The sequence below is a fragment of the Lysinibacillus sp. genome, from assembly GCF_032093475.1.
GTDB classification, from domain to species: Bacteria; Bacillota; Bacilli; order Bacillales_A; family Planococcaceae; genus Lysinibacillus; species Lysinibacillus irui.
The window spans coordinates 101931-126525 of the sequence record NZ_DAMDAY010000001.1 but is presented as its reverse complement, the minus strand read 5'-3'; the positions used below and the strand labels follow the sequence as shown (position 1 = coordinate 126525).

Sequence of the window (24595 nt, the reverse complement as noted above, 5' to 3'; positions counted from 1 at the left end):
CTTAAACCACCTCCACTAATTCAACTTTGAATGTCTGCCAATCACCGACACCCATTTCAGCATTGACCGTATCAATTGAGACATTACTACGAGCCACTTTAGCACCTTTTTTATATGCATTTTTAAGAGCTTGCACCGTTATTGTATCCTTACCAACTGCTGTAATCACAACGTCCTCTTTCGCCACATCATCAAAAATAGTGACTTGCGTAAATGGTGTAAAACCATCAACACTAGCCACTTTTAAAGTAGTTGTACCAGCTGTAACAGCTTCGATAATATCTGTTAAGGCGGTATCTAATTTAATTTTATTAGAGCTGCCATCAAGTGTATCTGCAAATGTTCCAGAATCGCCTGGCACTCGACCATCAAGTTCCATTTGGATCTGCATACGTCTGATGGTTGCTTTGAGCTCTACAATATAATCATGAGCTGAATAGATGCCTTCATCCATATGATTTAGGCGCTTCGCATTTACACGTGTTCCAGATTCTAAATACTCATATTCTGGTTGTCCAGTGAGTGGATTGTAGATGATCTGATTATTTTCGTCCAGTTGAGGTATTAATTTGCCATCAGGACCTATTTTCCAGATACGATCACGCCAATATATTAATTCATATTTATTAGAGACTACTAAACTCATGTCTGCAGATCCCCTTTCAACGTGCCAGTGAGTGTAAAAATGATCATTACACCATCATCACTCTGTTCAATTGATGTTTCATATCGATCTAATTCAATTCCTTGAGCATCAACTAATTTTGCATTGGTTACATGACCATGGCCATCATCCAAATACACATAAGTTTTTACTGTGTCTCCTACAATCTCCTGCGAATGGAATGATTTGATCACATCTTGGCCGTCTATTGTCACAACAGCCTTCTTCATCATGTCTCTCCAAAATTCATATGTTCGGTCTAATAAAATACGTGTTACCATGTGTCTATCACCTCGCTAGCAAATATTTCACCACATATCGGCATGTAAACTGGATACGTGTAGTTTTTCGATTCAATTTCAATTGATTTTTTAGTGCCTGCACCTGGTACGCCTTCGCAATAAATCTCACCACAAACAGGCAAGTAAACTGGATAATGCGACTTGCTAGATTCAATTTCGATATACTCATTTTTGGGCAACTTTACAGCCACAAAGTCGAGCCATGATCTTGTGTTTTTATATTCGTTTACTAGTTGCCTAAGTAAGAATAAAGTTTTACTTGTAATGTTTGTGGTAGTTACTTCAACTTTAAAGTGAAATGGTTCTCCTTCGTATTGAAACCATTCAATCACATCACCAGGCAAATTTAACGCTTCAAGGGCCTGTTCGATTGCTGCAGGTGTTCCTTTGCGTCGGTGGGTATTGATAGCTGTTTGAATAAGATTGATTTTTTGTTGGCGTGTAGTAGCCAACGACAATCCTTCATTCCAGCCAATGTGTTTCTCCCACAACAAATGGTCTAACACTGCATCATCTAATTTATCTAAATGTAACGTGTAGTTAATTTTATAAGCCCAATCTCGCATTTGATCCAATGATGTCTGCAATGTTTTCGCTAAATTTTTAACCTTTTCATCTTGTAGTAGGTTATTGGGGATCTCACGTAAAAGAGTATTTTGTTTTAAGTCAATCATCCTCTAAGCCCCCAAATGTTACATTTTTGTTTTCCATAACAGCAACTTGGCCTTTATTAATAGCCATAAAAAAAGGTTTCCTTACCTCGACTCGCTTTGCTCCAGCCTTATAGCAATCGCTAATCAATTTTGATGGATTAATATCACGGCCAATCTTTGACGATTGCCATTTAGCATACTCATCAATAGCTTTTTCAACATTTTGATGGATAAGTGTTTTATCTACTGCATTTGTTTCGATGTAATAAACAACATCTAAATCATAAGTGACTATTTCTGGAGCACTTACAGTAATAAAATCTGTCAGTGGCCGTACGTCCCTGGCATTCACTTTTTCATAAATTAATTGAATAATTTCTTCTGAAGGTAATTCTCCATTTTTTAATAAAACGCTAATATTTACATAACCAGGTTGTGGAGAATCTACAAAAATGTCGCTAATCAGTGGTGATGCCGATTTTGCATAATACTCATATGCCCCAGTGGGTCCTGCATTAGAAAGTTTTTCAGGTGCTAAATAAATACGATTTCGGTATGATTCCTCATCTTCTTCTAGTGATCCACCTGCTGAAACTGTAATATTTTCAACTTTGCTTACATATGGCAATGGCTTCACTAAGCTGTTGATTTCTCCAATAGCAAAATCATTACCTTCTGGCCCTTTTGTTGTACATTCTAACTGAACATCAATAAACCAATCGCCTCGTTCAATAACTACGTCATGTGTTGAAGCAAAAAAAATAGCTCCTTCATTTGAAGTAGCTAATAAATCACCTTTTTTTATAAGTATTGATGATCTAAGTGATTCTGTAACGGTACGATGTATTCTTAGTGTTGTTTTAGCTGCAGTTGCTTCCATTTTTGGCGTATCAAACTCAGCTCCTTTGTGAATTAAGACATCGCCACGTGCATAATAAAGCAGGTTTTGTTTGGCTGCGTCATTTATCGCCACATTTTGTTTAGTGATCACAGATGCACAAGTTAAAAAAATAAGTCTTAATGGATCTGCTTGTGCAAGTTTCCTTCCTTCTGTTTGTTCATACATTTGAATGAATTCATTGGCCAGTTCTTCAGGGTTAGTTGTTAAAAAATTTATTTCAGGCAAAATAACCGTCACAATACCACCCCATTTCTAAGACTAAAAATTATTGTTGGATAGGCTTGGCCATCCACGTTTACATCTAGCTTTACTTCCTCTACAATCACACGTGGTTCATATGTTTCAACTGCTTCGAAAATTTCTGCAACAAGCAACGGATGAAGGTTCGTTACTGGCTTATCTACAAATGATTCAATTAGCCCAAAACTGCGAAAAAGAGGTACAGAAAATTTGGACGTACCAAGGATTGTATTTATATTTTGAAAGATTTCTTCCAATACACTATTAGGACGAAAGTTTATAACTGAAGGATTGTAAGTTAATGTATATTGTTGTGTCATACATATTCCTCCATCGTTATTGTAATACCAGCACTCAATATGTTGCCTTTGTTGTCGAAATAGTCCCATGATTGATCAACGCTTGGCAGATACCATTTATTAACGCCAACACGTTTATTTCCAATGATTAAAGTGTGTGCTTCTCCACTACGCACACACTTGATGAATTTATCTAATTCTTTGATAGGATTCACGCCATGAAAGGCAGAAAAGTGCATAGTGAAAGATACTTTTCCATTATCTACGCCTGTAAATTCAGACTTTGATTTTTGGCCATGTATATCATGCTTTGACCATCTTGCTGATTCACTACGCTTAAAACCATCAAATGTATTGACTTTCTTATCTGATACAGAAAAAATTACATTGCCCCATGTCCCAATCATCTAATCATCCTTTCGTTGGTGTACCAGTAGTACCTCCAGGAGATGGATGGACGTGATTCACTAGACTGACCCCACCAGCGATAATATCTTTAGTAACGTGTAGGTTTCCATCTAGAAACATATCACTCTCTGCCTTAATATTTATAGGTTGTTTTGCCACAATATTAATTTCACCAGTACAATCCATAACAAGTGTTTTAGTATCCAAATCGTATTTGAGTATGGTACCATCTTCAAACCAAATACCTATACAATCTTGTTCTCCGATTTCTTCAGGAGGCGTATCGACATCAGAATATACAGCACCAATAATAAATCCCGTGTCAGGCGCATTGGCTGCAAATAAAACTATAACCTGCTCCCCTACACTCGGCATCCAATAGTGTTTCGTTTTCATTGTTCTGAAAGGTATTACACTTAATTCATCTGATACAGCATCATCACAATCCTCAAAATGTACTCTTGCTGTTGCCTTTGCACGATTGATTGATGAAACAATGCCGTATTTAACAGCTTCAAATGAAGTTGATTGCATTGACTTTGACATTAATAACTTAGCACCCCCCTTAAATTAATATCTGTTGTATAACCGCCTGTTACATTGTGTCCAGCAGACTCTATAATATATTTACCACTAAAAGCACCAAACTTTTTTAGTTCGATAGTTAGCCCTTGTACTAATCTCTCGTCACCTAACAATGTAATTTTCCCCGTTTTAGAACGCTTATTTTTATTGCGTGCTTCTGCTTGTGCCCATCGTTTAGCCTCATCTAAATTTTTAGCCTTTTTATTAACCTTGAGGGTAGGTCCACTTTTCACACCTGGTACATTATAGGTGTATTTTATGGTTTTCTTTTTTGTAGCATCAGAATAAGAAATCTCCACTTTGGCATACTGTTCTTCAGCTGCAGTTTCTTTAAAATCGTATGATTTAATATCATCCTCACCTCGTGTAATTGTTCGGACGGTTGATTTCTTTTCATACTCCAACTCGTCATAAACAATAAGCTGATCATTTGTTACCTTGATGGATAAACCCTCTTTTTTGGTGATCTCTTTAGCAAAGGCCAAGTCAGTTTTTTTAGATTGTTCAACACGTTTATATTTGTGGTTAGGAGCATCAAAAAATAATTTTAGTCCTGCTGATTTTGCTACATCTGTTAAAATCGTCTTTAAATCTGTATTTTCCCATGCTTTCGTTTTCTCAGTGTCTTTACCACCTTCATTGAAAGGTGTTGAAACAGCTTTAATTGAGACTTTATCTGGTGGTCCCTTAAAACTTACATCGTCAATATAAAAAGTGCCGCATTTTAACTGCGACACTTCTTTTTCTTTACGCCAATTTTCAAGACGGATTGTAGCATGTATCTTATCACCTTTACCTGGTAACCATGGATCCTGCCATTTCTTTTCACGATCTTGCAAATCTAATTGGATTTCATCACTTTTCCCTTCATTATCATTGTACTGAAATGAAGTTAAATCAGGCGCTAAGTCTGCTGTTATGTTTTTCCCATTGTAAGAAATAACGACAATTGCTCGTCTTGTATTAGTCACTATATCACCTCATCCATGGCGGTTTATTAGCGCTTTCTTTAATCGTGTCAATTTCAGGCAATATTAACTCAATACCAGCTGAAAATACAACTGTTTGAATGTGTTTTGGGTTGGCATTCATTACTTGGTCCATCACCATTTCTGTGCCGTAATGTTTATAACAAATTACATCCCACTCATCACCTGAAATTGTCTTATACAGCTTACCCAAACGACAATCTCCTTTCATTTCGTTGTATTTCCGCAATACGAGCTTCTAAATCGTCTTTATCAGCATCCGCATGTTGTTTAACACTATCTAAATCCTCTGGTCTTTGTACACTGTACTGTGGCGAATAATGAATAACAATACTTCCACCATTACCACTAGAGTCAGCTACTTGTTGAGGATTAATAATTGATGCATCGGGTGCCACTTGTTTTTGTAAATCTGCAAGCATTCCATCATTGTTTAACATGCCAAGTGCTTGGCCAGTTTGTAGCCATAAGTCTCTGCTTCGTTGACTATTATTCCAAGGGATTACAGACTCTGTGTCACCGCCCTCACCAATCCATGCTAACGTTGGATTACCAACGATGCCACCTTCAGCAAAGCCAGGGAGCGCCCCTAAAAACTTACTAGCTGCGCTTTTCAAAGGTTTAGGTACTAAATCACCTATCGCGCCTAAAACAGCCCCACCCATGGATTTAATACCGTTGATCAATCCATTGATAATTGCTATCCCAACATCATACAGATTAATTCCTTGGAAGAATGAAATGATATTATTCATGATTGTTGAAGCTGTTGAAAGAATGGCATTCCAGGCTCCATCCCAATCGCCACGCAAAAGGGCCATCCCTGCTTGAATAATTCCATTTACGATTGCTATAGCATTTTGAATTATCATTTGAACATATGGAAAGACAAATTGTACAATTTGTAAAAAACCGGATACAGCAGGGACTACAAAATTTGTGAAAATCAGTGCGATTCCTTGAATGAGCATCGCTATTAATGGGACTGCTGATTGAATTACAGAAACAATAATCGGAAAAACAGCTTGAATAATAGTTGATAATATGGGAATTGCTGCAGTTGCGATTGACATTATAGCTCCGCCTAAAGAAGAAAATGCCTCCATAATTACTGGAAGGTAGCTCATGACAGTTGAACCTATTGCAGATACACCATTTATGAACGTCTCTTTTAACAGGGCTAGCAATGGCGATATGGCGTTTCTAAATGTTTCCGACTTCTGATAAGCAAAATATAATCCAGCGCCTAATGCGGCTAAGCCTGCAACGATAAGCACAACAGGATTGGCCAGCATGGCTGCATTAAACGCACGCATTCCACTGGATACAGCTGCAAGCATTCCTTTAAATCCTCCACCTGCAAAAGTAGAGGCCAACATAGCTGTACGATGTGCCGCCATTAATGCTGTGCTTGCTTTTTGAATGGTGTTATATACCTTTTGGTAGGTAACGATAGCAGATAACCCAACCTTGTAAGCAGCAAATGCGCCCACTAAACCCAATACAACAGGTCCAATAACTGAGAGCACCATTTTGAGCCTTGATACAGCATTAGGTAACCTATCCTTTAAATATTGAGCGAATATATTGAGATATGGAAGAACTGCATCTCCTATTGGATAAACCAAATCCATAAATAAAATACGGCCTATCCCTCGGATGGCCGCATTAAATGAACTAAACTGTATTTGGTTTACTGTCTCCATTGCTCCTTCAAAGCCCTCCATGGCATCGGTTGATCCTAACATCGCATACATAGCTGTAGACTCTAAATCTTCCCACTTCGTTCCGAATAACGCCACAGCTAATTGGTTGGCTGTAACTTGATCATCCATGCCTTGGAGCTCTTTTGTCACAGCACTTGCAACATCTGCTACAGATGCCTCACCACGGTTAAAACTTTCCCACAAATCAAATGTTGATTTACTCATAGCAGAAAACGTTTCGTCGGTTGATTTTGAGCCGTCTTTAACTCTGATTTGAAATTCTTTCATGACATCCATTATATTCGCATGAATTCGCTAGATTCATGCCGCTCAATTATTTAGAGCTGCTATACGTTACCGTATAGATTAGACTATATCTTCGTATAGGCATAAAAAAGAGAGCCTATACGCCCTCCGTTTCGAACACCAATCGCTTGTGCCCTACTCTACTCACTTCCATCATTTGATGTGTTTTCGATAGTCGTTGAAGCTTCTGTACTCATTTTCCAAATCTTTAAAAATACTAACATCCGTAGCATCTTCACGATAAAAAATATAACCTCTAACGTACTTTCTTTTACCTTCTAAACATTTTTTCATTTCACTGTAATTAAATTTAGAATTAATGTTATCGGTCATATACTGTTTGCATTCATACCAAGAATCAAATCTTAATAATTCACCAGTTGTAATATTTCTTGCAAAACTTGTATAGTTTTTAGCGTTAGGATGTGTTTCTTTTTGATTCAAAGATTCGAAAATGATAGGTTTTTTGATATTATTTTCATATTGATAACTAATCTCTTTAAATATGTCCTCTGGAGTTTCGTCCTCACGATAAAAAATAAAACCGTTATGACTTCTAGCTTCTCTTCTCATTACCTTTAATGAGGATGAGCGATTTATTTTAATTTTGTATTTTCCTTCTAAAAAAGTTCGTAACTCGTAAAAAGAGTCTCTTTTAATAATTTCTTCAGTATCTAAATTCTTAGCATACGTTGCCTTTTTGACAGCGTTGGGGTGTTTTATACCTGCAAATCTACCTGAATTCGCTTCGCTAATCCTTCTTTTACCTTCTGCAGATATTTTTATTCCACAACGAGCATGGTCACTGTTCTTGAAAAGTTTATTTTGATAATTGGGGTTATTATCACCTTTCCAACGTCCCTCTTCTTCCCTCAATCGTTTCAACTTTACACGTAATTTTAAGGGTACAATATGCCCGATACTACCTTCGCCACCTCTTGTAGTATTATATCCCCAACTACCTTCATCACCAGCAAATGTATTGTGAAATGATATTAACTCTTTTTCTCTTTTTATAGCTTTTTCGTGCAAGTCGACAACTTCTAAAAGAGTAATTTGAAAATTCTTTTTACCGTATTTTCGTATTGCTTTACAAAGAAGTCTATTACCACCCAAACGAGTCTCTTTTATATGATTATTGAACCTTTTTAAATAACCCTCAGACGTAAAACCAACATATTTTTTTCCGTTAACTAGATTAGTAATCATATATAATTCAAACATCAAAACCCCTCCAGTACAGCTTGCCTGCTGATTATCCTTAACTATATTTTACACAAAGATTCTTTTATTGCGACCTATATGAAATTAAGGATGTCCCAGCAATTAAAAGGGTTTAGCGTGAACCATGTATTATACTTAATTCACGTAATCTAAATTATATACACCAGCTTTTGCTCCACGTTCCATAATGCCGAAATATTCGTCAGCACTATAGCCCATTTCACCAAACAACGGTGCATATTCTGCAACGTTATCTAACATTTCATCGGAAAAATTAAGACCCCTTTGCGCACCTGCAGCAAAGAGGTCCATTGCGGTTGCTGAATTAACACCAAAGCTACTCATCATATTGTTAGCAGCCCTGGTTACTTCATTTATATCCTCGTCAAAAGTTTTGGCAAATGACAAAGCCTCACCAGTAAATTGCTCTAAATCCGCATCACTTAATTCATGCATGTTCTGCTTAACCTTAGCGAGTGCATCCGTAACTTCTTCAAAGGAATCTCCATAGTTATTGCGAAATAAATTCTCTGCAGTCCCTTTTAAATCCTCGAAATCATCACCAATTAAGCCTGTTTGAGCTGATAAAGTGGCCAATTCTTGACTCATATCAGCTACTTGTGAAATGGCATTAGTAAGAGCAGCTGCACCACCAAGAGCAGCCGCTGCACCACCTAACGCTTTCATCATTCCACCAGCATCATTAAAAGTGTTGGTAAAGCTACTCGTTAGTTCTGCTCCAAGTCTAAAAGCAATGTCAAATACCTTAGACACTAACTTTCACCTCGCTTCTTTGGCTTTTGTGCATCGATTCGTTTAAATGTGTTGTACCAACCAAATAACCTACGTATAGATAACTTTAAATAAAAATCGACTGGTGTTCTGCTTTGTAATGCACAATAAGTACACATCAAACGAATGCTTTCAGCTGGTTCCTTGGCTATTTGCCACCTAATAAAAAAAGCGATGTTCGTGTTGTAATCTTTGCGTAATCAGGTGCTGATAGTTTACGAATTAGATCAACATGAACTCTCGCTGCTTTTGAAGCCACAATAGCTAGAAAAGGCTTAGACATTTCTTTTACCATAACCATTGAATTTTGTGGTGCTTCAGCATTAAATTGAGCCTCGGCTTTTTCAATATCCTCTCCAGTTAGACTTTCAAAATCTAAATTAATTTGATTTACTGTTTGATCTTCAAATACAATTGGTCGTTTTAAAGTAATATGCGTCTCTAAGGCTTGGTTGTCCACCACTTCAACATTTGTTTTATCATTCATTGTTCATTTTCCTCCTATAATCCAATGTTTTTTCGTACTTGTTCTAAAACGTCTTTTCCGTTTATTACACAAATGAAATTAAATTTGTCAATTTCAATCACTGTTTTTCCATCAATCATAATTTTGATGTAATGTACCTCAAACTCATTGGCTGTTTCTGTAGAAGCACCGATAGCAAGTTTCCCAGGATTAAGATTTATAGGTACACAACGTGTCTTAATAACAACTGATTGATTTACATATTCACCTTTACCTGCATCAAATAACTGTTGGTTTGCACGTAAATCTATCGAATGGGCTTTAGGTTCTGCAAGTGCAATGGCATCCTTTGTAATTGTTCGCCAGTTAATTTTTAAAGTTTGAGATCCGTAATGTCCCACAACAGGCGCATTCACTTCACCTGCAATGCCAGCACCTTTCATTGTTTCAGTAAGTGCCTCAAAAGACGGTAGCTCAACCTCGCCTGCACCCAGGTAATCCGTTACATTCTTCCAAACTGAGTATTGAGTTACTAATTGATCTTGTATATTCATTTAGTTTCCTCCTAACTAAAAAGCGCACTGAAATAACCAGGATCAAATTCAAATAATCCTTTTATTTCGCGCGCTGGTGTTCCTGGTGTGAGATACAAGTGGAAAGCATAAGAGCCATCCATTAGATCGGTTGTAGCGTTTTCTTCTTCTGCAAATTCAATTCGACCACCTAAGATTAACTGGCGTGCCTTTTTGCTGTTTAAATCTATATTTTTACTATCAACAATGTTTTCAATTAACTTTGGATTTCCTGGCTTGTCTACGTTATTCCAAAACGAAAGAATAAATTGATTTTGCTCATAAATAAACACACGACGTACTGAAATAAAGGCATCCTTTGGATCAGTATTTGTTGGATAAGCAGATGTCCGATGACCCCAAGCACGCCAACCTCCAGTCCAGTTAAGCGCTGTGACGATACCTTGGCCATTTAGATAGTTTGCTTGTTCCAAGCTAAGTAAAATTTCTGTACCATCTTCTAGTACAGCTGCATCCATTTGTAAGTTTTTATTTGAAAACTCTTCACATGGATAACCTTCGTTGCTTGCATCAACTAGGTTTGCTAAACTAGCTGCTTGTGTTGACATATGATACTGTTTTCCACCAAGAGATACTTTTGGCCAAAACACTAATAAATCTTCGTTATCTAAATTATTTTGATTTTTTACCATTGGGGCTTGTGTGTAATCTTTTACTTCAGTTGTTGAGAGGTCTGCAAATGCAGTAGCACCAAACAAACCGTTAATATTACTTACTTTGGCTTTCATAACAGCAGCTACAGCAGGATCTGTTGAATATTTAGGAGCAATAAGTATTCCTGGTACTTCGCGGAATCTTGGAAATACTTCGTTTGTTAATTCAAGTCCTTTTAGATTTCCTTCTTGTGATACACCGCCAATAATATCTGCGTTAGTGACCAGTGAAGGATCTAACTTTTTGTATTCCACTTTGATTTCGTTAGCTGCTGAAGTAAAAATATGCAAATGGCCACTATCATCAAATTCCACCTCATAATCTTCATACGTAGTGGCATCATCAACACTTTTAACGACAATAGTAGATTTAAGTACCCCATCTTCTTTAAGTACAGCTTCATTTTTAATTACAGGTAATTGTTTAGTTCCTGGAACAGAATGCTTTTCCGGATCTAAAACATTAATCATTACCAATGGAGCTACAGCAAAAAGTGCGAAATGAGAACTAATTGACTCACAAATTGTATATTTATCAAAATCATCAAGATAACCCATTTTCTTTACACATTCTGAATACGTATAGCCAAACATTGGTTTATTCACCAAAGATGCAGGATCTTCTGTCAAATGGATTGGAGCAGTACCTACAATAACAGTTAATCCAGCAGTTGATTTTACAGGTGGTTTAATAGATGTTGGTAACTCATGTGTGTAGACCCCGTGTTGATAGCCTGTCATTAGTTAGCCTCCTTTCTTGGTACTGAATAGAATTCACGTATTGTATTAAAATAGCGATTTTCTAGAGTACCTTTTACTTTAGTCCGACTTTCTACTTCTGCCATTTCTAAAATTGGCACAAATAACTTTTCTATTTCAGGGCATTTCTCAATAAAACTATTAATATGTGGTGTAAAATTTGTTTCAATCACCGTGTATGTTGGCAAGCCCAATACATTAGGGCCAACATAGATTTTTTGAGTAATACTTGTTGCTGGAATAACATTTTCGTCAGAAATAATTGCTGATTTATCTTGCTCTACAACGCCTCCATCTAAATGCGTTGGAAGGGCACTTTCTATCGTTTCTCTTACTACTTCAGGAGAAACAGGCTCTACTTGGTTTTTAATACGTTCATTGGCCATTTATAAACCCTCCTTGTGTTAATGACCTACTTTCAAAGGTCAGTTGTACGCCTCCATAATAAAAGGGATGGCGTTCTTCTTCACTTCCATCTAGTGCCCAACTTAATGGATACTTGAATAGATATTTGTTCTCTAAAATAGGATTGCGATTGAAGTCATTCCAAATGGCTTGAATACAAGCCATTACATCATCATATCCCTCTCCCTCCAAACCCTCATTTTTCACACCAATTAAAACATTCAACACATTATCCTCTAAACTTTCATTACTCTCTTTTTGTCCTTGATCGATTTTAACCAAACAAAAAGGATACACTTCATCATGTGTATCCTCATCTGAGTAATTAAATTTGTCACTTGTTCTTTCGGGAATCTTATGACGGAAAATCTTAAATGGTGTTTGATTGTTATAGGAAGTTTTCAAAGGGAAATCTTTTAATATTTCAGCTAGTCTATCAACTAAAGCATTTTGTATGTTAGCAACTGTCATTTAACTCGCTCCTAATTGCCCTAAAATTCGATTGATTTCATGATTCAAACGTGTTTCATACGTAATCCATGATTGTTCATTAATTTTTCGTACCGTTTCCTCATTTCCAATCATTTGAGGTATTGAAGGACCAAAAAGTCTTGCAATCGGTAACCTTTTATTCGTTTCACGTTTAAATAGTTTAATACCATGTAAATTAGCTACAAATGCTCCTAAAACTTGTTTCATCCCATTCTTTTTAACAGCAATTTTTAACTGGCTTTTTCGTTTGGGATTGACTGTTTTAGGTGATACTTTAAATCGGTCTAACGGTACAGCCTTACCACTAGATCTTACTTCTGCTGATAAAACAGATTTACTTGCCTTTGTAATTTTTAATGTTGCTTTAATATCTGCAGGTTTAAGATGATATTTTGATCGTGTTTCTTTTGTAATATTGCTGGCGGTATTGGTGGATGCTCGATTTAATGAATTGGCTATCGCATTGGGAGCTCGATTAGCAAATTGACCAAGTCTCTGTTCAACATCCCTTAAAGCAGCTGCATCGACTTGAATCAACATACTCATTCTGTGTACCTCATTAGTCCAATTGTTAGCATTCCTAAATTATTACGGACAACTTTTATTCGATATTCTTTCCCCTCAAACTCCATTATCCTTTCAGGCTGCGGAATACCTCTAAAATAAGAGGACTCCACATGAAAAACTACATCACATGAAGCCAACTTCTTATCAGTATTAAATTGGACCATTTCATCACTATCACGAACAATTTTCATTGCATTTTTATTGATGATGACCGTTTCTGCAAACTCATTTTCATTTAAAAAAACATTATTTACATCTTGTAATAAGAAATCTTTAAAAGTCTTATTCATGATCATCATCTGCTTTTCTCACGCGGCGACCTTTTGGTTGTTCATCCTTACTATCTACTGCATTTGCTACTTTTGCAGAACCACCCTCGATTAATTTAGTAGCAAAGGCATCATCTGCTGAAAAAACTTCACCTGGCGGAATCATTCGTCCAGCGAACCATACATGAGTGATTGACTCTAAAATAATGGCCATATCATTACCTCCACTAATCGATTTTTACTCGGGCAATAGTTCCAGCTTGTGATTTTGGCTCAATAATCCAACCTGCAGGTGTAGCATCTGTTTCGGTAGCCTGTACCTTGCCATCTTTAAAATAAACAGTTTGGCCAATCGTAAATGCTTCTGTAGTAAGGGCAGGTAAATCATACACACCCATTACATTGATAGCTCCTTTTGTACCCACAGGAATTGCAGTAGCTGCAACACCAATGCGGTTGGATAAGGAGATAACTTCGCCTGCTACAATGTCCGCACTAGTGTTATTAATAAAATCAATTGTTTCGCCACGTTGTACATATTTTGCTTGCGCCATTTTGTCTTAACCCCTTCCTTATTTACCGTTGTTTTTAACTACTGTTTGATAATCTACAACTGTTACACCATAATCCATATAAATGTCCCATAGGAAACCTAATTGGCCAGCTGGTGCTTGTTTCATTACAATCGTCGGCATATCTTTCCCATTTAGGAAATCAACTTGAATTGGTGAACGTAAAATATCTGATGTTACATACCATTCTAATTCGCCATTTACACTTGCATCATCAAGCTCTGCATCTGAAACGATTGTAAATTGATTATAGAATGGGTTTGGAATATTAGGATTCGCTTGTGATGGATCCACAGTTGAACCAATTAATTGACCTGCCTTTGTTTCAAGTGAAGTTGGTACTAACATGAATCGTGCAGGAATATTTAACTTCACATCGCCACCTGCAGCCGTTTGTTTTCTTAATAACTGACGTGCTTGTGACAATGTATCAACCGATGGTGCTCCGCCTGTGGCCATAACATTCTTATGATCTGCATGGAAAAGTGTCTTACCATCCCAAATTGCTGGGTTTTTAGCTAATGTTTGATAAACCAAACGGTTAATACCAAGTCGTGCTGATTGAGCATAAAGTGCTGGAATAGTTTCAATAAAACTTACATCATCATTGATAAACGCCTGGCGTGACATAGAGAATTGACGACCATAAGTTAATAATTGACGAGTTGGTCCTTCAACGCCATTAGGATCATCATGTTTTAATTCGCCATTCTCTGATACTAGTAAAAGTTCACCTGCAGTGCCAACTTGATATGTTTTAGTTGGACGGAAGTCAGTTAATGTACCACGGCGTGTCCAATGTTGATATGTTGTAGCTGCGTCTGTATATGCTTGTTGGAATACATTACGAGCAGTTTGATCAATGATGTTTGTAAATAGAGATGTTGGCGTTAAATGTTGGCGTAAAAGTTCATCATCACTTAATCGATAAGCGTTATTTACACCTTCGATAATGAGTGATTCCTTTGCTAATTCACGTAATGATAAATTACGTAATTCTCTAGCGCCATCATTCGGCTTTTCAACGTTCATTCCAACACGTAAAGCTAGTCCATCTGCAGCTGCATCACGGAATTTATCACGCTCATCTTTTCCCATTTGAATACCTGAAGGTTGTGGCGCACGATCTTTAATTTGTTTTTCCAATATGAATTGACGAACTTGGTCAATTGAATGGCCATCTTTAATATATTCCTCAGCGTTTAAGCCAAAATCTCGGCAAAGTGATGTGATTTCAAGTGCACGTTGACGTTCGGCAGCAAGTGCACGCTCCGAGTTATCTACTGGTGCTGGTGTTGGCTCATTTGGATCACCTTGTGCACGGAGAGCATCAATTTTACTTTGTAATTCATCAAATTCTCGCGTTTCTTCAACTGATAATGCACGATTTCCCTCTGCTTTTGCAGCATCAACAATCGCCTTTTGACGTGCTAACATTTGTAATAAATTCATTATTTTATCCCTCCAAATAGGTTTTCATTAAGTAAAATTTGGCGTTCATAATACGAATAGTCGCCTTTTTCTTGTATTTCTTGCTCAAATTCATCTTCCATATCTCGGCCTACTCCTACTGATGCATCAGCTGGCACAGAAACGATACTAATTTCATATGGCTGCCATTTCAAAGCAACGCTACACGGTCCCACGTGGCGACCATTTGCAGAAGTTTTACCAGGTGCCACTTCTTCCCATGATTCAACTTGATAACCGACTGATACAGCTTTAAGAGTTTGAGATTTTACTTTTTGATAAATCACATCTGATTCATCATCTTCATCAAAGGTAACTTGCGCATAAGCTCGATTATCCTTTGTCCACGCTTTATCGATACGGCCAATTACTTTGTCACGATTATGGTTATATAAAAGAACACCAATTTCATTTAATCGACTTAAATCAATTGCGCCTGGTTCATGTGAGAGAATTTCAGGACCAAACCAACGTTGATATGGTTCTTCTGATGAAAAAGACAGCTCAAATGTCCGTTTATCGTCATCTAATGAGCGAATATCAAAGGATAAATCACGATTCATCTTCTGGTTTTTCGTCATCTGTTTCCTCAATGAGTTTGTCGATTTCTTCGGATTTTGTTGCGGATTCACTATTTATCACCCCCTTTTCTTTCATATATTCGATTTCACGTGCACGCTGATCAATGATTTCACGCCAATCGTTCCCCGTATTCCCTGCAATCTCTGCAAGAGTAGTTTGATTTGTTTCCAGCGCTATTTTATTTGCATTTGCTTCTTTAAGAGGATCAATCCATTTCATACCTGGTGCAATCCATTCATGCTGTAGGTAGTTCTCTTTTTTAGTATGAAAGTCTTTAATACTGATCTTCCCAGCCAAAACAGCTGATTCAATGAAAGCCTCATAGACAGGGATAAAAAAATGATCGATTAAATATTGTTGCTGCATTAAATACGTTTTTTGGTCCTCTAATAGCCCTTGGCGAGCTGATGAATAGTTGACTTGTGACATATCACGTGCTGCAACTTCATAGGAAATGCCTTGAGCCGAACCTGAAAGGCGCTGTTGTAAACGAATAAATTCGGCTGAGTTAGCGGCCTGTGCTGGAGGCTGAACAACATGAACATCGTCCCCTGGATTCAATTCCATCATCATACCTGGACTAAGCATTTTTCCTGCATATCCAGTCCGTTTATCAGGTTGGCCAGTTCCTCGTCCAAGACCTCCACCATTATTAGGCGTTATTCGCTTTATTAAAACCGCTAACAATGCTGCAACACGTTCTTTTACAGATACAGCTTCCATAAATTGATTCATGTCGCGTACACGTGGGAGCGTAGACGATAATTCGCTCATTTCCCTTAACTGACTAGGACGTTTTTTCTTGAATAAAAAAAGCACATCTTTAGCGTCAATTCGCTCAGATGTACCGATATAGTTTCCATATGCATCATATTTTTTTAGATAATAGGCAACTGGCCGATTATAGGCATTGTATTCAATACCGTTCACAATCTTTTTTGTCGTAGTTGTAGGAATCATTGTATCTAAATCATCTACCTCATAGATTTGTAATGATAAAGGTACAACACCATCATCAATATATCTCAAAACTACAATAATCCCACCGTCTACCTTTTGGCGTCGCACAAGCATTTGACATATTTCTGAAAAACTCTGTTGTTGTGTGACATCACAATTTTTAGGACGGCACCACAATTTGAATAATGATTCTATAGCTGTATTCAAATCTTCATTTTCAGTTTTCGCTTGCAACTTAAAGCCTCCACCAACGACATTTCGTTCAAATGCCAAGACAACACTTTCTAAAATGTCACTATTTCGTTCTAAATCACGGCTTCTCGCACGAATTGTATCGCGATACATTCCATCAGTAGATTCAGCTTTTGCATTTACAGCTCGCCACCCTGCGTTTAAATGATCATCCCCAGCTGCGTCATATGAACGCATGTCATTAACGGCTTTTCGATAACCCAAACGTTTATATGCAGATTCAGGAGATAACCAAGCAATTGTTCTATCTAACCAATTCATTAACACACCTACCTTCGATCAAATATAGCGACAGATGTGTTGACCAGGCCAAAACCATCAGATTTTTCAGCCTCTAACTGCCCTTGTAATTCCTTTTGTCGCTGATAAAGCAAGGATAAATCAGCACGCTTCAACCGTCTTGAACCGATTTGATATTCCTGACCACCTATTTCAATGGCTGCAATAGCATTGTTTACTTGTTGCAATTGTTCTAAAATACTCATAGCCTCTCAACTCCTTCCCAAAATTTGTTATAATCACTTTGAAAGTGAGGTGATTATATGAATTTAATCAATATCTTAAAAAATATCCCTGCCAAACCTTTTGCTAAATACGGTTCTATTATTTCGTTTGGTGATATTATTGAAACTTGCAAAATATATGGCCAGGATAATCATCAACTTATTGAGGCATACCTTAAAAATCTTGAAAATGAGAATTATTTAAAAGTTATATATTCAGATGACTTTGGCTATGAAGATTTAATTGTTGGTGTTAAAATTACTAGTTAAAATATAGACTTTGCCTCTGTTACCTCAGGGGCATTTTTAAAACTCATCTAACCATTTTTTATTACCACCCAGCCAATCATTATTAAATTCCTCAGCAACCTCATTAACATTCGCTTCAGGTGGTGTTTCTTCTTGCAATAAATGCAACGTCCTAACGCCTAAAACATCCGCCATTGCAAAATCATAGACCTCACAATCAAGGTAGTGGTTATCTGCATGGGAAGTTTTCTTTACCCATATAGAAACGGTTCGGCCACTACGTTTTTCATTAACTTTATGTTCTGCAGTAACTTGTTCCGCATAGTCATCATCAATGCCTTTATAAACCATCCATGATCCAGTACCGTTTTTCTTTTTCATTCGTGAAGCGATCATGTCTTTATACTTTCCGCCATCAATAAGAATTAACTGCATACCATGCGCTGATGATGTTGTTCGATTTACCATACTAATGCGGAAGTGATGAAGTCCATCACCAACACCTTTGATTGGGATAGCCCATCCACTATTTCGTGCACAGAAATCATACACCTCATCGGTTTGGTCCCCTGAATCAATTCCAGCTGCATTTACTATCATTCTTTCGCCATTCTCTTTATAGAATTCTGCATTCATGATGTTTTCAATATCAGTGAAACTTGATACTTGACCCTTCGCTACTAATTGAGAAGTCATATATTTTCCCCAAGCTCGAATTGTATAGTATAAACTTGTTTCCTGGACATCGACACCTGCAGTTAATAATTCTGCCCATTCAGGCACTGTAAATTCAGGAATATCAGTTTGTCTTTCTTTAACCATATCTGCATTAGTTTTCAATTTGGTATCTTCCCATACTTCAGCTAGCCAAGAATTCGTGAAGTTTTGAAAGGATTCTGGATCGTTCTTAGTTGTTAAAAATTCTTTAGCTATTTCACCAAATGTAACAAAGGGAGAATATAAAGTATTCATCCAGTAACAAACTTTTCGCGGATATTGTGTACGCTGCTGAACAACTTGCCATTTACCTTGCTTAATCATTTGCATTTTATGCTGGTCTGTAATCACACAGCCGCATTCCTGGCATACATAATTAGCAAACTCAGCGCGATCCACTTCACTCATGCTTTCTTCTTTTGGCCATCTTATTTGTTGGAATTTCAACTCAATAAATTCGCTACAATGGACACATGGAACAAAGTAATGTTTAATCACGTCTGATGTTTCTTTTGCTTTATTTATATGGCCAGTTCTAACAGTTGGTGTTGAAGTAATGAATAGTTTACTATTCGGAAAGGTTTTTGTACGTTCACGCGCTAATTTAATTGGGTCCGCTTCTTTTTTAGATGCCCCTGGATATTTATCGACTTCATCTAGTAACAAGTAACGTATGGCTTTTGAAGATAAAGATGATGGTGAATTTGCACCAGTTAAAGAAAGATACATCCCATCAAACTGTAATTCAGAACGGTTTGATTCATTTTTCTTGAATCGTTTGTTCAATTCTTGTGACAACTGAAACATTGGCTGTATACGGTTTTCTGAAATAGACTCAGCTAAATCATCTGTTGGATAAACAACCATTGCAGGGTTTGGATCCTGCATCACTACATATCCAATGACATTCAACAAGACTTCCGTTCCACCCACTTGCGTAGGCTTTACGAAAACAATTTCTTCTGTATCTGGGTTGTTAAATTCATCCATGATTTCAACTAAATAAGGCGTCATTTCGTTTCGCCATGGACCTGGTATCGCACTTGTTTTCACATCAAGCTTGCGATACTTTTCAGCCCATTCACTTACTGTTAAATTTTCTGGAGCCTTTAAAAACTGTAGCGCTTTTTTTATGAACTCAGGCAGTTTGTGTTTATTTCTTTTTGGCATTGTACACACCATCCACACTCATCTGATTCAACGCATCTTTCACAAGCTCTGTCATTTGATGCTCCACTCGTCTAACTTCCATTGGTTCTAAATATCCAGTAACGAATCCCATCAATTTACGTGGCAACATTAAAGCTGATTTTTTGAAAATTAAAAAGAAGCGAGTCAATTCCGCTTCCACAATTTCTTTCTCGATATACTTCCCTTCAGCAATTTCATTTTTCATTTTAGTTAATTCAGCTTGTGCCTGCTTGAAGGCAATTTCAGCTTCTAATTTCATTTGCTGAAGGTTTGCAGATTTACTTACTTCGGAATCGGCATTGTATATTTCACCGCGCCATTTCAGGACGTGTTGCAAATTCCACCAACCCCTAGCATGCTGCGTCAACCCTTGTCTTTTCCAATCTGTTAGCGTTCTATCACTTACTTCAAGTAGTTCACAAAGACGTTTTGTTGATACTAAAACCTGATTGTTCTCTTCCTTAAATCCATCCATTTTGCACACCTCCAATTCCGAAGTTCCGAAGTAAAATTTTTAAAATAAAAACAGGCAAGCCGCGGGCGTCGCTAGCCCCGCATAACCCCACCCTACTGGGAAGGACCCAAAGCCTTGGTATTACTGACTTCTCTGTCCATACTTAATGTTGTATCACTGGCTGAATACTATTTATACAAATGGATATAATATACTCGATAGGTGGTGAAAATATGCCAATATACATTAAAGTAAAGCTCACGTATATTGAACTTCTATTATTACTATTTATTGTGAAGTTCCTTTTCTTCTAAGAAATCTAATGACAGGACCATCCATATTCGGTACTGTCAGCAGAAGCGTTATCTAAATAAATACATAAAAACGCATAATAAAAAGCCACACCTTGTTAGATGTGACTTCTTTTTAAAGTTTATCAATTTATTTTATGCTTTCAATATACTGATCTATAATATCGATATACATTTCATTATCAATGTGGCTTTTACACATATCAAGAAACTTTTGTTGCGTATTTTCAGCTAAATTCATAAAAGAATTTGTTATACCTAAATGATGTAAAAATGAACCCGTTGCACCTTCGGAACCCATATTGGCACCTTTTACATATTCAATTCTAGTATTATCGTCTTTATTAATAACATCAATCTCAGCAAATTTTTCTCGGAGTTGTTTATTAACTCTATCATTTAGTGAAACTCCACTTTTACTTGAAAGCAAAAAATAATAAGTAAATAATTGAGGATATAAAGGAAGTAAAGGATATACTTCCTTGAAAAAATCATTAATTTTTATCAATTCACGAGATGCTGATCCCGCAATTCCCAAGTCAACTTTCGAATGAGCACCATCCTTAAATAAGTTATCAATTTTTGAGTTTGAACTTTCTTGTTGAGACCTTATCGTAACAAGATTGCTCTTAATATCTACTAGTTCTTTTTTTAAAAATTCAGCAGCCTCTTTCATTATTTCGCTTGATTCAACTAATGATTGAGTATCCAATTTATTTGTAACAATCGAAATCTTTTTAGCCGATTTAGCAATTTTTTCACTTGAAAGCTCACTTGTTAACGTTTGAAAAAGTGTAAATCCAATTGCAATTACTGCTAAAATAATAGAAACAATCGTTCCAGCAAAGCCCCAATGACTAATTACCTCAGTTGCATCTTTGTATCTAAATGTGAAAAGACTAATTGTGCCTAAACAGATTATTAAAAGCCAATATATCAAGTCTTTCTTTTTTATCCAACTTGTTAAAGTTTTGTCTTCGTTATTTTCCGCATCTTTTCCTTTACTATCTGTTTTTTTCTGCTTTGGTTTTACTAAATGGATTACTAATAGAACAATAAGACCGATTAAAATTATCAATAAAACTGGCATTATTATTAACGACCAAGCAGGTACATTTATTGGAATTTGAGTTCTCAACAATTAATCCCCCTCTTATGTAAATATCTACTAAATTATACATAAAGGGTTACAAAAAGACTACAATCATTTTAAGAATGTAGTCTCAATTGCTTGTTTCCGACATACACGTACAAGCGAACGTGTTTATTTTGTAATGTAATATTATATGCGCATTTCCGTGCGCTTTTTGATACTACTATCATATAACGGTTTTTCAATACTTAACATTGGTTTAACTTAAGGTAATATTATGTGAAGAATTTACTGTATAGTTTTCAGCGAATGATACCATACGTCTTATTTGTGCATGTTTATTATAGATATATTGAGCACTGTACCCTAATTCCTCTGCTACTTGTTCTAATGTTTTATGTTCAATGTATTTACCTATTAATATCTTGTGTTCAAGACCTTCAAACGTTTTGACTAATCTTTTTATATCAAATAGATTATTCATTTTATGGGCAAGTTCCCATTCAATCTGCTCAATAACTTCCTCAACCTTACTTCCTTGGCTGTCTGCAGTTAGTTTCACTTTAGCTAGATCACCTTGTACCCAGCGTTTTAATTCTGTTTTCGTTCGCATTAAATTAAGTTCTAAATAAGCAATTTCATACTCTAGCTCGCGATAATCTTTGAGCCATGCGAATTTACTCAAATTAAACACCTACTTTCAATAAAGGTTACAAATTGTGTTACTCATAGTTACAAGCTGTATGTAACCTTGATAATGTTGATATATCAACGTTTTGAACAGATTAGTTACAGATATACAGATATTTTGGTGTATTTTCTTTATATATTTTTTTATTTCTTTTCTTTTTTTCTTTTTATTATTTTTTATATACTTATATCTATTATTTATCTGTAACTAAAGAAATAATATTAATATAAATATATATATAATAAGGGTTTGTAGAGGTTACAGATGTATTTTTTCATTTGTAACCCTCTATGATTTAAAATGATAGATAAACCCTTGATAAATATAGGCTTAATGAAGGTTACTGATATTCACCATCATCCTGTTACCTCATCCGTAACCTTTTTATAAACTCGGACAGAATTCCCCATTACTTTTACTACCCTTGATTCCCAGCCTTCCTTCTTCATCCTACGACCGAATTCGGTACTTCCAGCCGGTTTATGCCCTTCATCCTCACAATAAGCTACATACATTGCATAGACATCCCTGGTCCTCTTTCCATCAATCTCATCACTATATTGATGTAAAAATGAAAGAGCACTATCAGATTGAATGAAATATTCAATTGTTTGCTGTTCGATTGTAGCCGATTCAGATAGCTTATTACCGTTTTTACGTATTCGCTTAATTCCTTCGAGTGCTAATTTTAGTATGTAAGACTTGGCTGTATCACTCGAAAGTTTTTCATCTAAATTTTCATCGATTACTTTAACTTCTGCATCACAAGGGATGACAACTAAGCGCCGACCAATACCACCGGATTTATCCTTAAATTGTGGCATCTTGTTACAAGTAAAAATAAGCGTTGCCTTTGAACGTATGGTAATAGGAATTGAATAGATCGGACGCAACATAACCGGATCCCCAGAAGCTAGCGTTTTAAAGTTGGCCGACTTGTCCAGGTATGACGCGTCAATATCATCAGCAATATTCATTAATTTACCTGACATTCCATATACGGCTGTGTCGTCATCAAATTTATCTAATGGTACATTTGTTTCTAAGCCATTCGTGAATGCAGTAAGCATTTTTAATAATGTTGATTTACCGTTGTTCCCTTTTTCAGACCTATAAAAGAAAACTTTATGTGGAAAGCCTTTCGTCATTAAAATATGGCCAAACATTTCTTCAATCACGGTCCGTAAATCTTTTCGATTACAGGTAAAGAAATCTAAGAATTGATCCACGTGCTCATCATAGGCATCCTCATCGTATTGAACATCTAAAAAGTACGGTGTGAAGCCAGCATCAATTATTATTGGCTCACCATCATCAATAATCACACCATTAGGCAGCTGGATCACAAAATCATTGTCCTCTACCACATTCGATTTAATTTTAAATAGTTCCATCAATTGCTTATGCTGAGCAGGCTTTAATTTTATGTGTTTGTCTATCTCTCGTAGCAGCTTATTGGAATCGGTAATGTAACGGTCCAGCTGCTTAAAATAAATTTGATTGTTGTAATAATGAAGATCCAGACGTTTGGCCAAAACTTCGCTCGTCATGACCATATCCTTTGGATTAAGCCATTGTTGAGAACTAGGTGCAGGCTTTTTTTCTAAAACTGACTTAATAGTGTTATTAAGCTCGTCATCATCCATTGGCTCAGCAAATACTTTTGTATTGATAAAGGTTGCTAGGATCTGCAGCGTTTCATTATCGATCATATCGGTGCCATATTGCTCTAATGTTGTGAGCAAATGACTGTATATTGCACTATTGCGCCCTTGCCCTTCTTTAATGCCTAGTAAATTATGTTTTAATTTAGAAGGATACAAGAGCAAAGGAAGCTCTGGTAAACTACTCACATCTTCAAGATAATGAGCGTTTTCCATCGGCCGAAGTTTGCCATTTTGCTTAATCGTAGCCTGTGAGCGAGTACCCGTTTTATAATCGACCTTTAATCCAGCCACCGTTGTTTTATCCGTGTAGTTTTTAATGGGTGTGGTCATACCCTCTGCCTTTGGGCGCTTATACCAAAGGTGAAAGCCCCGACTTGTTTCAACACGCAAGGATGGGTAAACAGAATAGATATATTCAGCTGCATCTGAACGTGTATCGAAATCCACGACCACTATATCTTTTGTTAAAATAACACCGGCATCTCTATAGTTTTTATGGTCAGTAGAAAAAATGTCGAATGAATGTTTAGGCTTCTTTTCTTCTAGCTCAATATAGCGCAATGGTTTTATAGTATACTTCAAACCGTAGCACCTCCTTTCTATATAATTA

General features: G+C 36.6%; 31 protein-coding genes. 1 reads left to right on the top strand and 30 read right to left on the bottom strand.

The genetic code is table 11. The annotated features are described in order from the left end of the window. Position 1 precedes the first annotated feature (1 nt). The 25 genes from RT445_RS00635 to RT445_RS00515 form a co-directional block, all read right to left on the bottom strand. The gene (locus tag RT445_RS00635) at positions 2 to 646 is read right to left on the bottom strand and encodes an integrase (RefSeq protein ID WP_313469317.1); all 645 of its coding nucleotides are present in this window, start codon (positions 644 to 646) and stop codon (positions 2 to 4) included. Continuing rightward, a complete protein-coding gene (locus tag RT445_RS00630) occupies positions 643 to 945 on the bottom strand; it encodes a hypothetical protein (protein ID WP_313469315.1) in 303 nt (100 codons plus the stop codon). The genes RT445_RS00635 and RT445_RS00630 overlap by 4 nt, the downstream gene beginning before the upstream one ends. Beyond that, complete coding sequence (locus tag RT445_RS00625; RefSeq protein WP_313469313.1) at positions 939 to 1640, bottom strand: phage tail protein; 702 nt, start codon at positions 1638 to 1640, stop codon at positions 939 to 941. The genes RT445_RS00630 and RT445_RS00625 overlap by 7 nt, the downstream gene beginning before the upstream one ends. Further along, positions 1633 to 2757, bottom strand: a complete 1125-nt coding sequence (locus RT445_RS00620; RefSeq protein WP_313469311.1) for a baseplate assembly protein — start codon at positions 2755 to 2757, stop codon at positions 1633 to 1635. Before RT445_RS00620 ends, RT445_RS00625 begins: the two co-directional genes overlap by 8 nt. After that, on the bottom strand, positions 2754 to 3080 hold the full coding sequence (locus tag RT445_RS00615) for a GPW/gp25 family protein (RefSeq protein ID WP_313469309.1): 327 nt from the start codon (positions 3078 to 3080) through the stop codon (positions 2754 to 2756). Before RT445_RS00615 ends, RT445_RS00620 begins: the two co-directional genes overlap by 4 nt. Further along, positions 3077 to 3466 (bottom strand): phage tail protein, encoded by a 390-nt coding sequence (locus RT445_RS00610; protein WP_066036970.1) that lies wholly within the window; start codon positions 3464 to 3466, stop codon positions 3077 to 3079. Before RT445_RS00610 ends, RT445_RS00615 begins: the two co-directional genes overlap by 4 nt. Positions 3467 to 3470: 4 nt before the next feature. After that, a complete protein-coding gene (locus RT445_RS00605) occupies positions 3471 to 4013 on the bottom strand; it encodes a phage baseplate assembly protein V (RefSeq protein WP_083225302.1) in 543 nt (180 codons plus the stop codon). Continuing rightward, positions 4013 to 5023 carry a phage late control D family protein gene (locus RT445_RS00600; RefSeq protein ID WP_313469305.1) on the bottom strand — a complete coding sequence of 337 codons (1011 nt, stop codon included), beginning with the start codon at positions 5021 to 5023 and terminating at the stop codon, positions 4013 to 4015. Before RT445_RS00600 ends, RT445_RS00605 begins: the two co-directional genes overlap by 1 nt. 4 nt (positions 5024 to 5027) lie before the next feature. Then, positions 5028 to 5234: a tail protein X gene (locus RT445_RS00595; protein WP_313469303.1), complete on the bottom strand. Its 207-nt coding sequence runs from the start codon at positions 5232 to 5234 to the stop codon at positions 5028 to 5030. Further along, positions 5227 to 7035, bottom strand: a complete 1809-nt coding sequence (locus RT445_RS00590) for a phage tail protein (protein WP_313469300.1) — start codon at positions 7033 to 7035, stop codon at positions 5227 to 5229. The genes RT445_RS00595 and RT445_RS00590 overlap by 8 nt, the downstream gene beginning before the upstream one ends. Positions 7036 to 7206: 171 nt before the next feature. Continuing rightward, complete coding sequence (locus RT445_RS00585) at positions 7207 to 8277, bottom strand: GIY-YIG nuclease family protein (RefSeq protein WP_313469298.1); 1071 nt, start codon at positions 8275 to 8277, stop codon at positions 7207 to 7209. 135 nt (positions 8278 to 8412) lie between these two features. After that, entirely contained in the window at positions 8413 to 9051 is a 639-nt protein-coding gene (locus RT445_RS00580) for a phage tail tape measure protein (protein WP_313469296.1), read from the bottom strand. A gap of 166 nt (positions 9052 to 9217) precedes the next feature. After that, a complete protein-coding gene (locus RT445_RS00575) occupies positions 9218 to 9556 on the bottom strand; it encodes a phage tail assembly protein (protein ID WP_313469294.1) in 339 nt (112 codons plus the stop codon). A gap of 14 nt (positions 9557 to 9570) precedes the next feature. Further along, entirely contained in the window at positions 9571 to 10089 is a 519-nt protein-coding gene (locus tag RT445_RS00570) for a phage major tail tube protein (protein WP_066036973.1), read from the bottom strand. Between the two features lie 11 nt (positions 10090 to 10100). After that, entirely contained in the window at positions 10101 to 11522 is a 1422-nt protein-coding gene (locus RT445_RS00565) for a phage tail sheath family protein (RefSeq protein WP_313469291.1), read from the bottom strand. Continuing rightward, a complete protein-coding gene (locus RT445_RS00560) occupies positions 11522 to 11926 on the bottom strand; it encodes a hypothetical protein (RefSeq protein ID WP_313469290.1) in 405 nt (134 codons plus the stop codon). Before RT445_RS00560 ends, RT445_RS00565 begins: the two co-directional genes overlap by 1 nt. Then, the gene (locus RT445_RS00555; protein WP_313469288.1) at positions 11916 to 12416 is read right to left on the bottom strand and encodes a hypothetical protein; all 501 of its coding nucleotides are present in this window, start codon (positions 12414 to 12416) and stop codon (positions 11916 to 11918) included. The genes RT445_RS00560 and RT445_RS00555 overlap by 11 nt, the downstream gene beginning before the upstream one ends. Beyond that, entirely contained in the window at positions 12417 to 12983 is a 567-nt protein-coding gene (locus tag RT445_RS00550; RefSeq protein ID WP_083225309.1) for a phage tail protein, read from the bottom strand. It lies immediately after the preceding gene. Next, positions 12980 to 13294: a hypothetical protein gene (locus RT445_RS00545; RefSeq protein ID WP_066036977.1), complete on the bottom strand. Its 315-nt coding sequence runs from the start codon at positions 13292 to 13294 to the stop codon at positions 12980 to 12982. The genes RT445_RS00550 and RT445_RS00545 overlap by 4 nt, the downstream gene beginning before the upstream one ends. Then, on the bottom strand, positions 13287 to 13487 hold the full coding sequence (locus RT445_RS00540) for a hypothetical protein (RefSeq protein ID WP_066036978.1): 201 nt from the start codon (positions 13485 to 13487) through the stop codon (positions 13287 to 13289). The genes RT445_RS00545 and RT445_RS00540 overlap by 8 nt, the downstream gene beginning before the upstream one ends. Before the next feature lie 13 nt (positions 13488 to 13500). Next, positions 13501 to 13827, bottom strand: a complete 327-nt coding sequence (locus tag RT445_RS00535; protein ID WP_066036979.1) for a DUF2190 family protein — start codon at positions 13825 to 13827, stop codon at positions 13501 to 13503. An 18-nt stretch (positions 13828 to 13845) separates the two neighbouring features. Then, positions 13846 to 15297 (bottom strand): phage major capsid protein, encoded by a 1452-nt coding sequence (locus RT445_RS00530; RefSeq protein ID WP_313469283.1) that lies wholly within the window; start codon positions 15295 to 15297, stop codon positions 13846 to 13848. After that, on the bottom strand, positions 15297 to 15896 hold the full coding sequence (locus RT445_RS00525; protein ID WP_139111226.1) for an HK97 family phage prohead protease: 600 nt from the start codon (positions 15894 to 15896) through the stop codon (positions 15297 to 15299). The genes RT445_RS00530 and RT445_RS00525 overlap by 1 nt, the downstream gene beginning before the upstream one ends. After that, a complete protein-coding gene (locus tag RT445_RS00520) occupies positions 15868 to 17370 on the bottom strand; it encodes a phage portal protein (protein ID WP_066036981.1) in 1503 nt (500 codons plus the stop codon). Before RT445_RS00520 ends, RT445_RS00525 begins: the two co-directional genes overlap by 29 nt. Before the next feature lie 8 nt (positions 17371 to 17378). Further along, complete coding sequence (locus RT445_RS00515) at positions 17379 to 17594, bottom strand: peptidylprolyl isomerase (protein WP_066036982.1); 216 nt, start codon at positions 17592 to 17594, stop codon at positions 17379 to 17381. Positions 17595 to 17651: 57 nt separating this feature from the next. On the opposite strand from RT445_RS00515, the gene RT445_RS00510 reads away from it, so the two are divergent. Beyond that, positions 17652 to 17882: a hypothetical protein gene (locus RT445_RS00510; protein ID WP_066036983.1), complete on the top strand. Its 231-nt coding sequence runs from the start codon at positions 17652 to 17654 to the stop codon at positions 17880 to 17882. Positions 17883 to 17918: 36 nt separating this feature from the next. On the opposite strand, the gene RT445_RS00505 is transcribed toward RT445_RS00510, so the two are convergent. From RT445_RS00505 to RT445_RS00485, 5 genes are all read right to left on the bottom strand, one after another. Beyond that, positions 17919 to 19748, bottom strand: coding sequence for a phage terminase large subunit family protein (locus RT445_RS00505; protein ID WP_313469275.1), 1830 nt, complete (start codon positions 19746 to 19748; stop codon positions 17919 to 17921). After that, positions 19732 to 20244: a hypothetical protein gene (locus tag RT445_RS00500; protein ID WP_313469273.1), complete on the bottom strand. Its 513-nt coding sequence runs from the start codon at positions 20242 to 20244 to the stop codon at positions 19732 to 19734. The genes RT445_RS00505 and RT445_RS00500 overlap by 17 nt, the downstream gene beginning before the upstream one ends. A 420-nt stretch (positions 20245 to 20664) precedes the next feature. After that, positions 20665 to 21672 (bottom strand): hypothetical protein, encoded by a 1008-nt coding sequence (locus tag RT445_RS00495; RefSeq protein WP_313469271.1) that lies wholly within the window; start codon positions 21670 to 21672, stop codon positions 20665 to 20667. A 214-nt stretch (positions 21673 to 21886) separates the two neighbouring features. Further along, on the bottom strand, positions 21887 to 22312 hold the full coding sequence (locus tag RT445_RS00490) for a hypothetical protein (protein WP_313469269.1): 426 nt from the start codon (positions 22310 to 22312) through the stop codon (positions 21887 to 21889). 362 nt (positions 22313 to 22674) lie between these two features. After that, positions 22675 to 24567 carry a phage/plasmid primase, P4 family gene (locus RT445_RS00485; RefSeq protein WP_313469267.1) on the bottom strand — a complete coding sequence of 631 codons (1893 nt, stop codon included), beginning with the start codon at positions 24565 to 24567 and terminating at the stop codon, positions 22675 to 22677. Positions 24568 to 24595: the final 28 nt, after the last annotated feature.

What these genes read in the sequence shown, in the direction of transcription:
- RT445_RS00520 (WP_066036981.1), bottom strand. Translation starts at nt 17,370, where the DNA reads ATGAATTGGTTAGATAGAACAATTGCTTGGTTATCTCCTGAATCTGCA.
- RT445_RS00615 (WP_313469309.1), bottom strand. Translation starts at nt 3,080, where the DNA reads ATGACACAACAATATACATTAACTTACAATCCTTCAGTTATAAACTTT.
- RT445_RS00610 (WP_066036970.1), bottom strand. Translation starts at nt 3,466, where the DNA reads ATGATTGGGACATGGGGCAATGTAATTTTTTCTGTATCAGATAAGAAA.
- RT445_RS00605 (WP_083225302.1), bottom strand. Translation starts at nt 4,013, where the DNA reads ATGTCAAAGTCAATGCAATCAACTTCATTTGAAGCTGTTAAATACGGC.
- RT445_RS00585 (WP_313469298.1), bottom strand. Translation starts at nt 8,277, where the DNA reads ATGTTTGAATTATATATGATTACTAATCTAGTTAACGGAAAAAAATAT.
- RT445_RS00625 (WP_313469313.1), bottom strand. Translation starts at nt 1,640, where the DNA reads ATGATTGACTTAAAACAAAATACTCTTTTACGTGAGATCCCCAATAAC.
- RT445_RS00500 (WP_313469273.1), bottom strand. Translation starts at nt 20,244, where the DNA reads ATGGATGGATTTAAGGAAGAGAACAATCAGGTTTTAGTATCAACAAAA.
- RT445_RS00635 (WP_313469317.1), bottom strand. Translation starts at nt 646, where the DNA reads ATGAGTTTAGTAGTCTCTAATAAATATGAATTAATATATTGGCGTGAT.
- RT445_RS00570 (WP_066036973.1), bottom strand. Translation starts at nt 10,089, where the DNA reads ATGAATATACAAGATCAATTAGTAACTCAATACTCAGTTTGGAAGAAT.
- RT445_RS00630 (WP_313469315.1), bottom strand. Translation starts at nt 945, where the DNA reads ATGGTAACACGTATTTTATTAGACCGAACATATGAATTTTGGAGAGAC.
- RT445_RS00560 (WP_313469290.1), bottom strand. Translation starts at nt 11,926, where the DNA reads ATGGCCAATGAACGTATTAAAAACCAAGTAGAGCCTGTTTCTCCTGAA.
- RT445_RS00545 (WP_066036977.1), bottom strand. Translation starts at nt 13,294, where the DNA reads ATGAATAAGACTTTTAAAGATTTCTTATTACAAGATGTAAATAATGTT.
- RT445_RS00505 (WP_313469275.1), bottom strand. Translation starts at nt 19,748, where the DNA reads ATGCCAAAAAGAAATAAACACAAACTGCCTGAGTTCATAAAAAAAGCG.
- RT445_RS00535 (WP_066036979.1), bottom strand. Translation starts at nt 13,827, where the DNA reads ATGGCGCAAGCAAAATATGTACAACGTGGCGAAACAATTGATTTTATT.
- RT445_RS00575 (WP_313469294.1), bottom strand. Translation starts at nt 9,556, where the DNA reads ATGAATGATAAAACAAATGTTGAAGTGGTGGACAACCAAGCCTTAGAG.
- RT445_RS00525 (WP_139111226.1), bottom strand. Translation starts at nt 15,896, where the DNA reads ATGACGAAAAACCAGAAGATGAATCGTGATTTATCCTTTGATATTCGC.
- RT445_RS00555 (WP_313469288.1), bottom strand. Translation starts at nt 12,416, where the DNA reads ATGACAGTTGCTAACATACAAAATGCTTTAGTTGATAGACTAGCTGAA.
- RT445_RS00590 (WP_313469300.1), bottom strand. Translation starts at nt 7,035, where the DNA reads ATGAAAGAATTTCAAATCAGAGTTAAAGACGGCTCAAAATCAACCGAC.
- RT445_RS00565 (WP_313469291.1), bottom strand. Translation starts at nt 11,522, where the DNA reads ATGACAGGCTATCAACACGGGGTCTACACACATGAGTTACCAACATCT.
- RT445_RS00530 (WP_313469283.1), bottom strand. Translation starts at nt 15,297, where the DNA reads ATGAATTTATTACAAATGTTAGCACGTCAAAAGGCGATTGTTGATGCT.
- RT445_RS00510 (WP_066036983.1), top strand. Translation starts at nt 17,652, where the DNA reads ATGAATTTAATCAATATCTTAAAAAATATCCCTGCCAAACCTTTTGCT.
- RT445_RS00540 (WP_066036978.1), bottom strand. Translation starts at nt 13,487, where the DNA reads ATGGCCATTATTTTAGAGTCAATCACTCATGTATGGTTCGCTGGACGA.
- RT445_RS00515 (WP_066036982.1), bottom strand. Translation starts at nt 17,594, where the DNA reads ATGAGTATTTTAGAACAATTGCAACAAGTAAACAATGCTATTGCAGCC.
- RT445_RS00550 (WP_083225309.1), bottom strand. Translation starts at nt 12,983, where the DNA reads ATGAGTATGTTGATTCAAGTCGATGCAGCTGCTTTAAGGGATGTTGAA.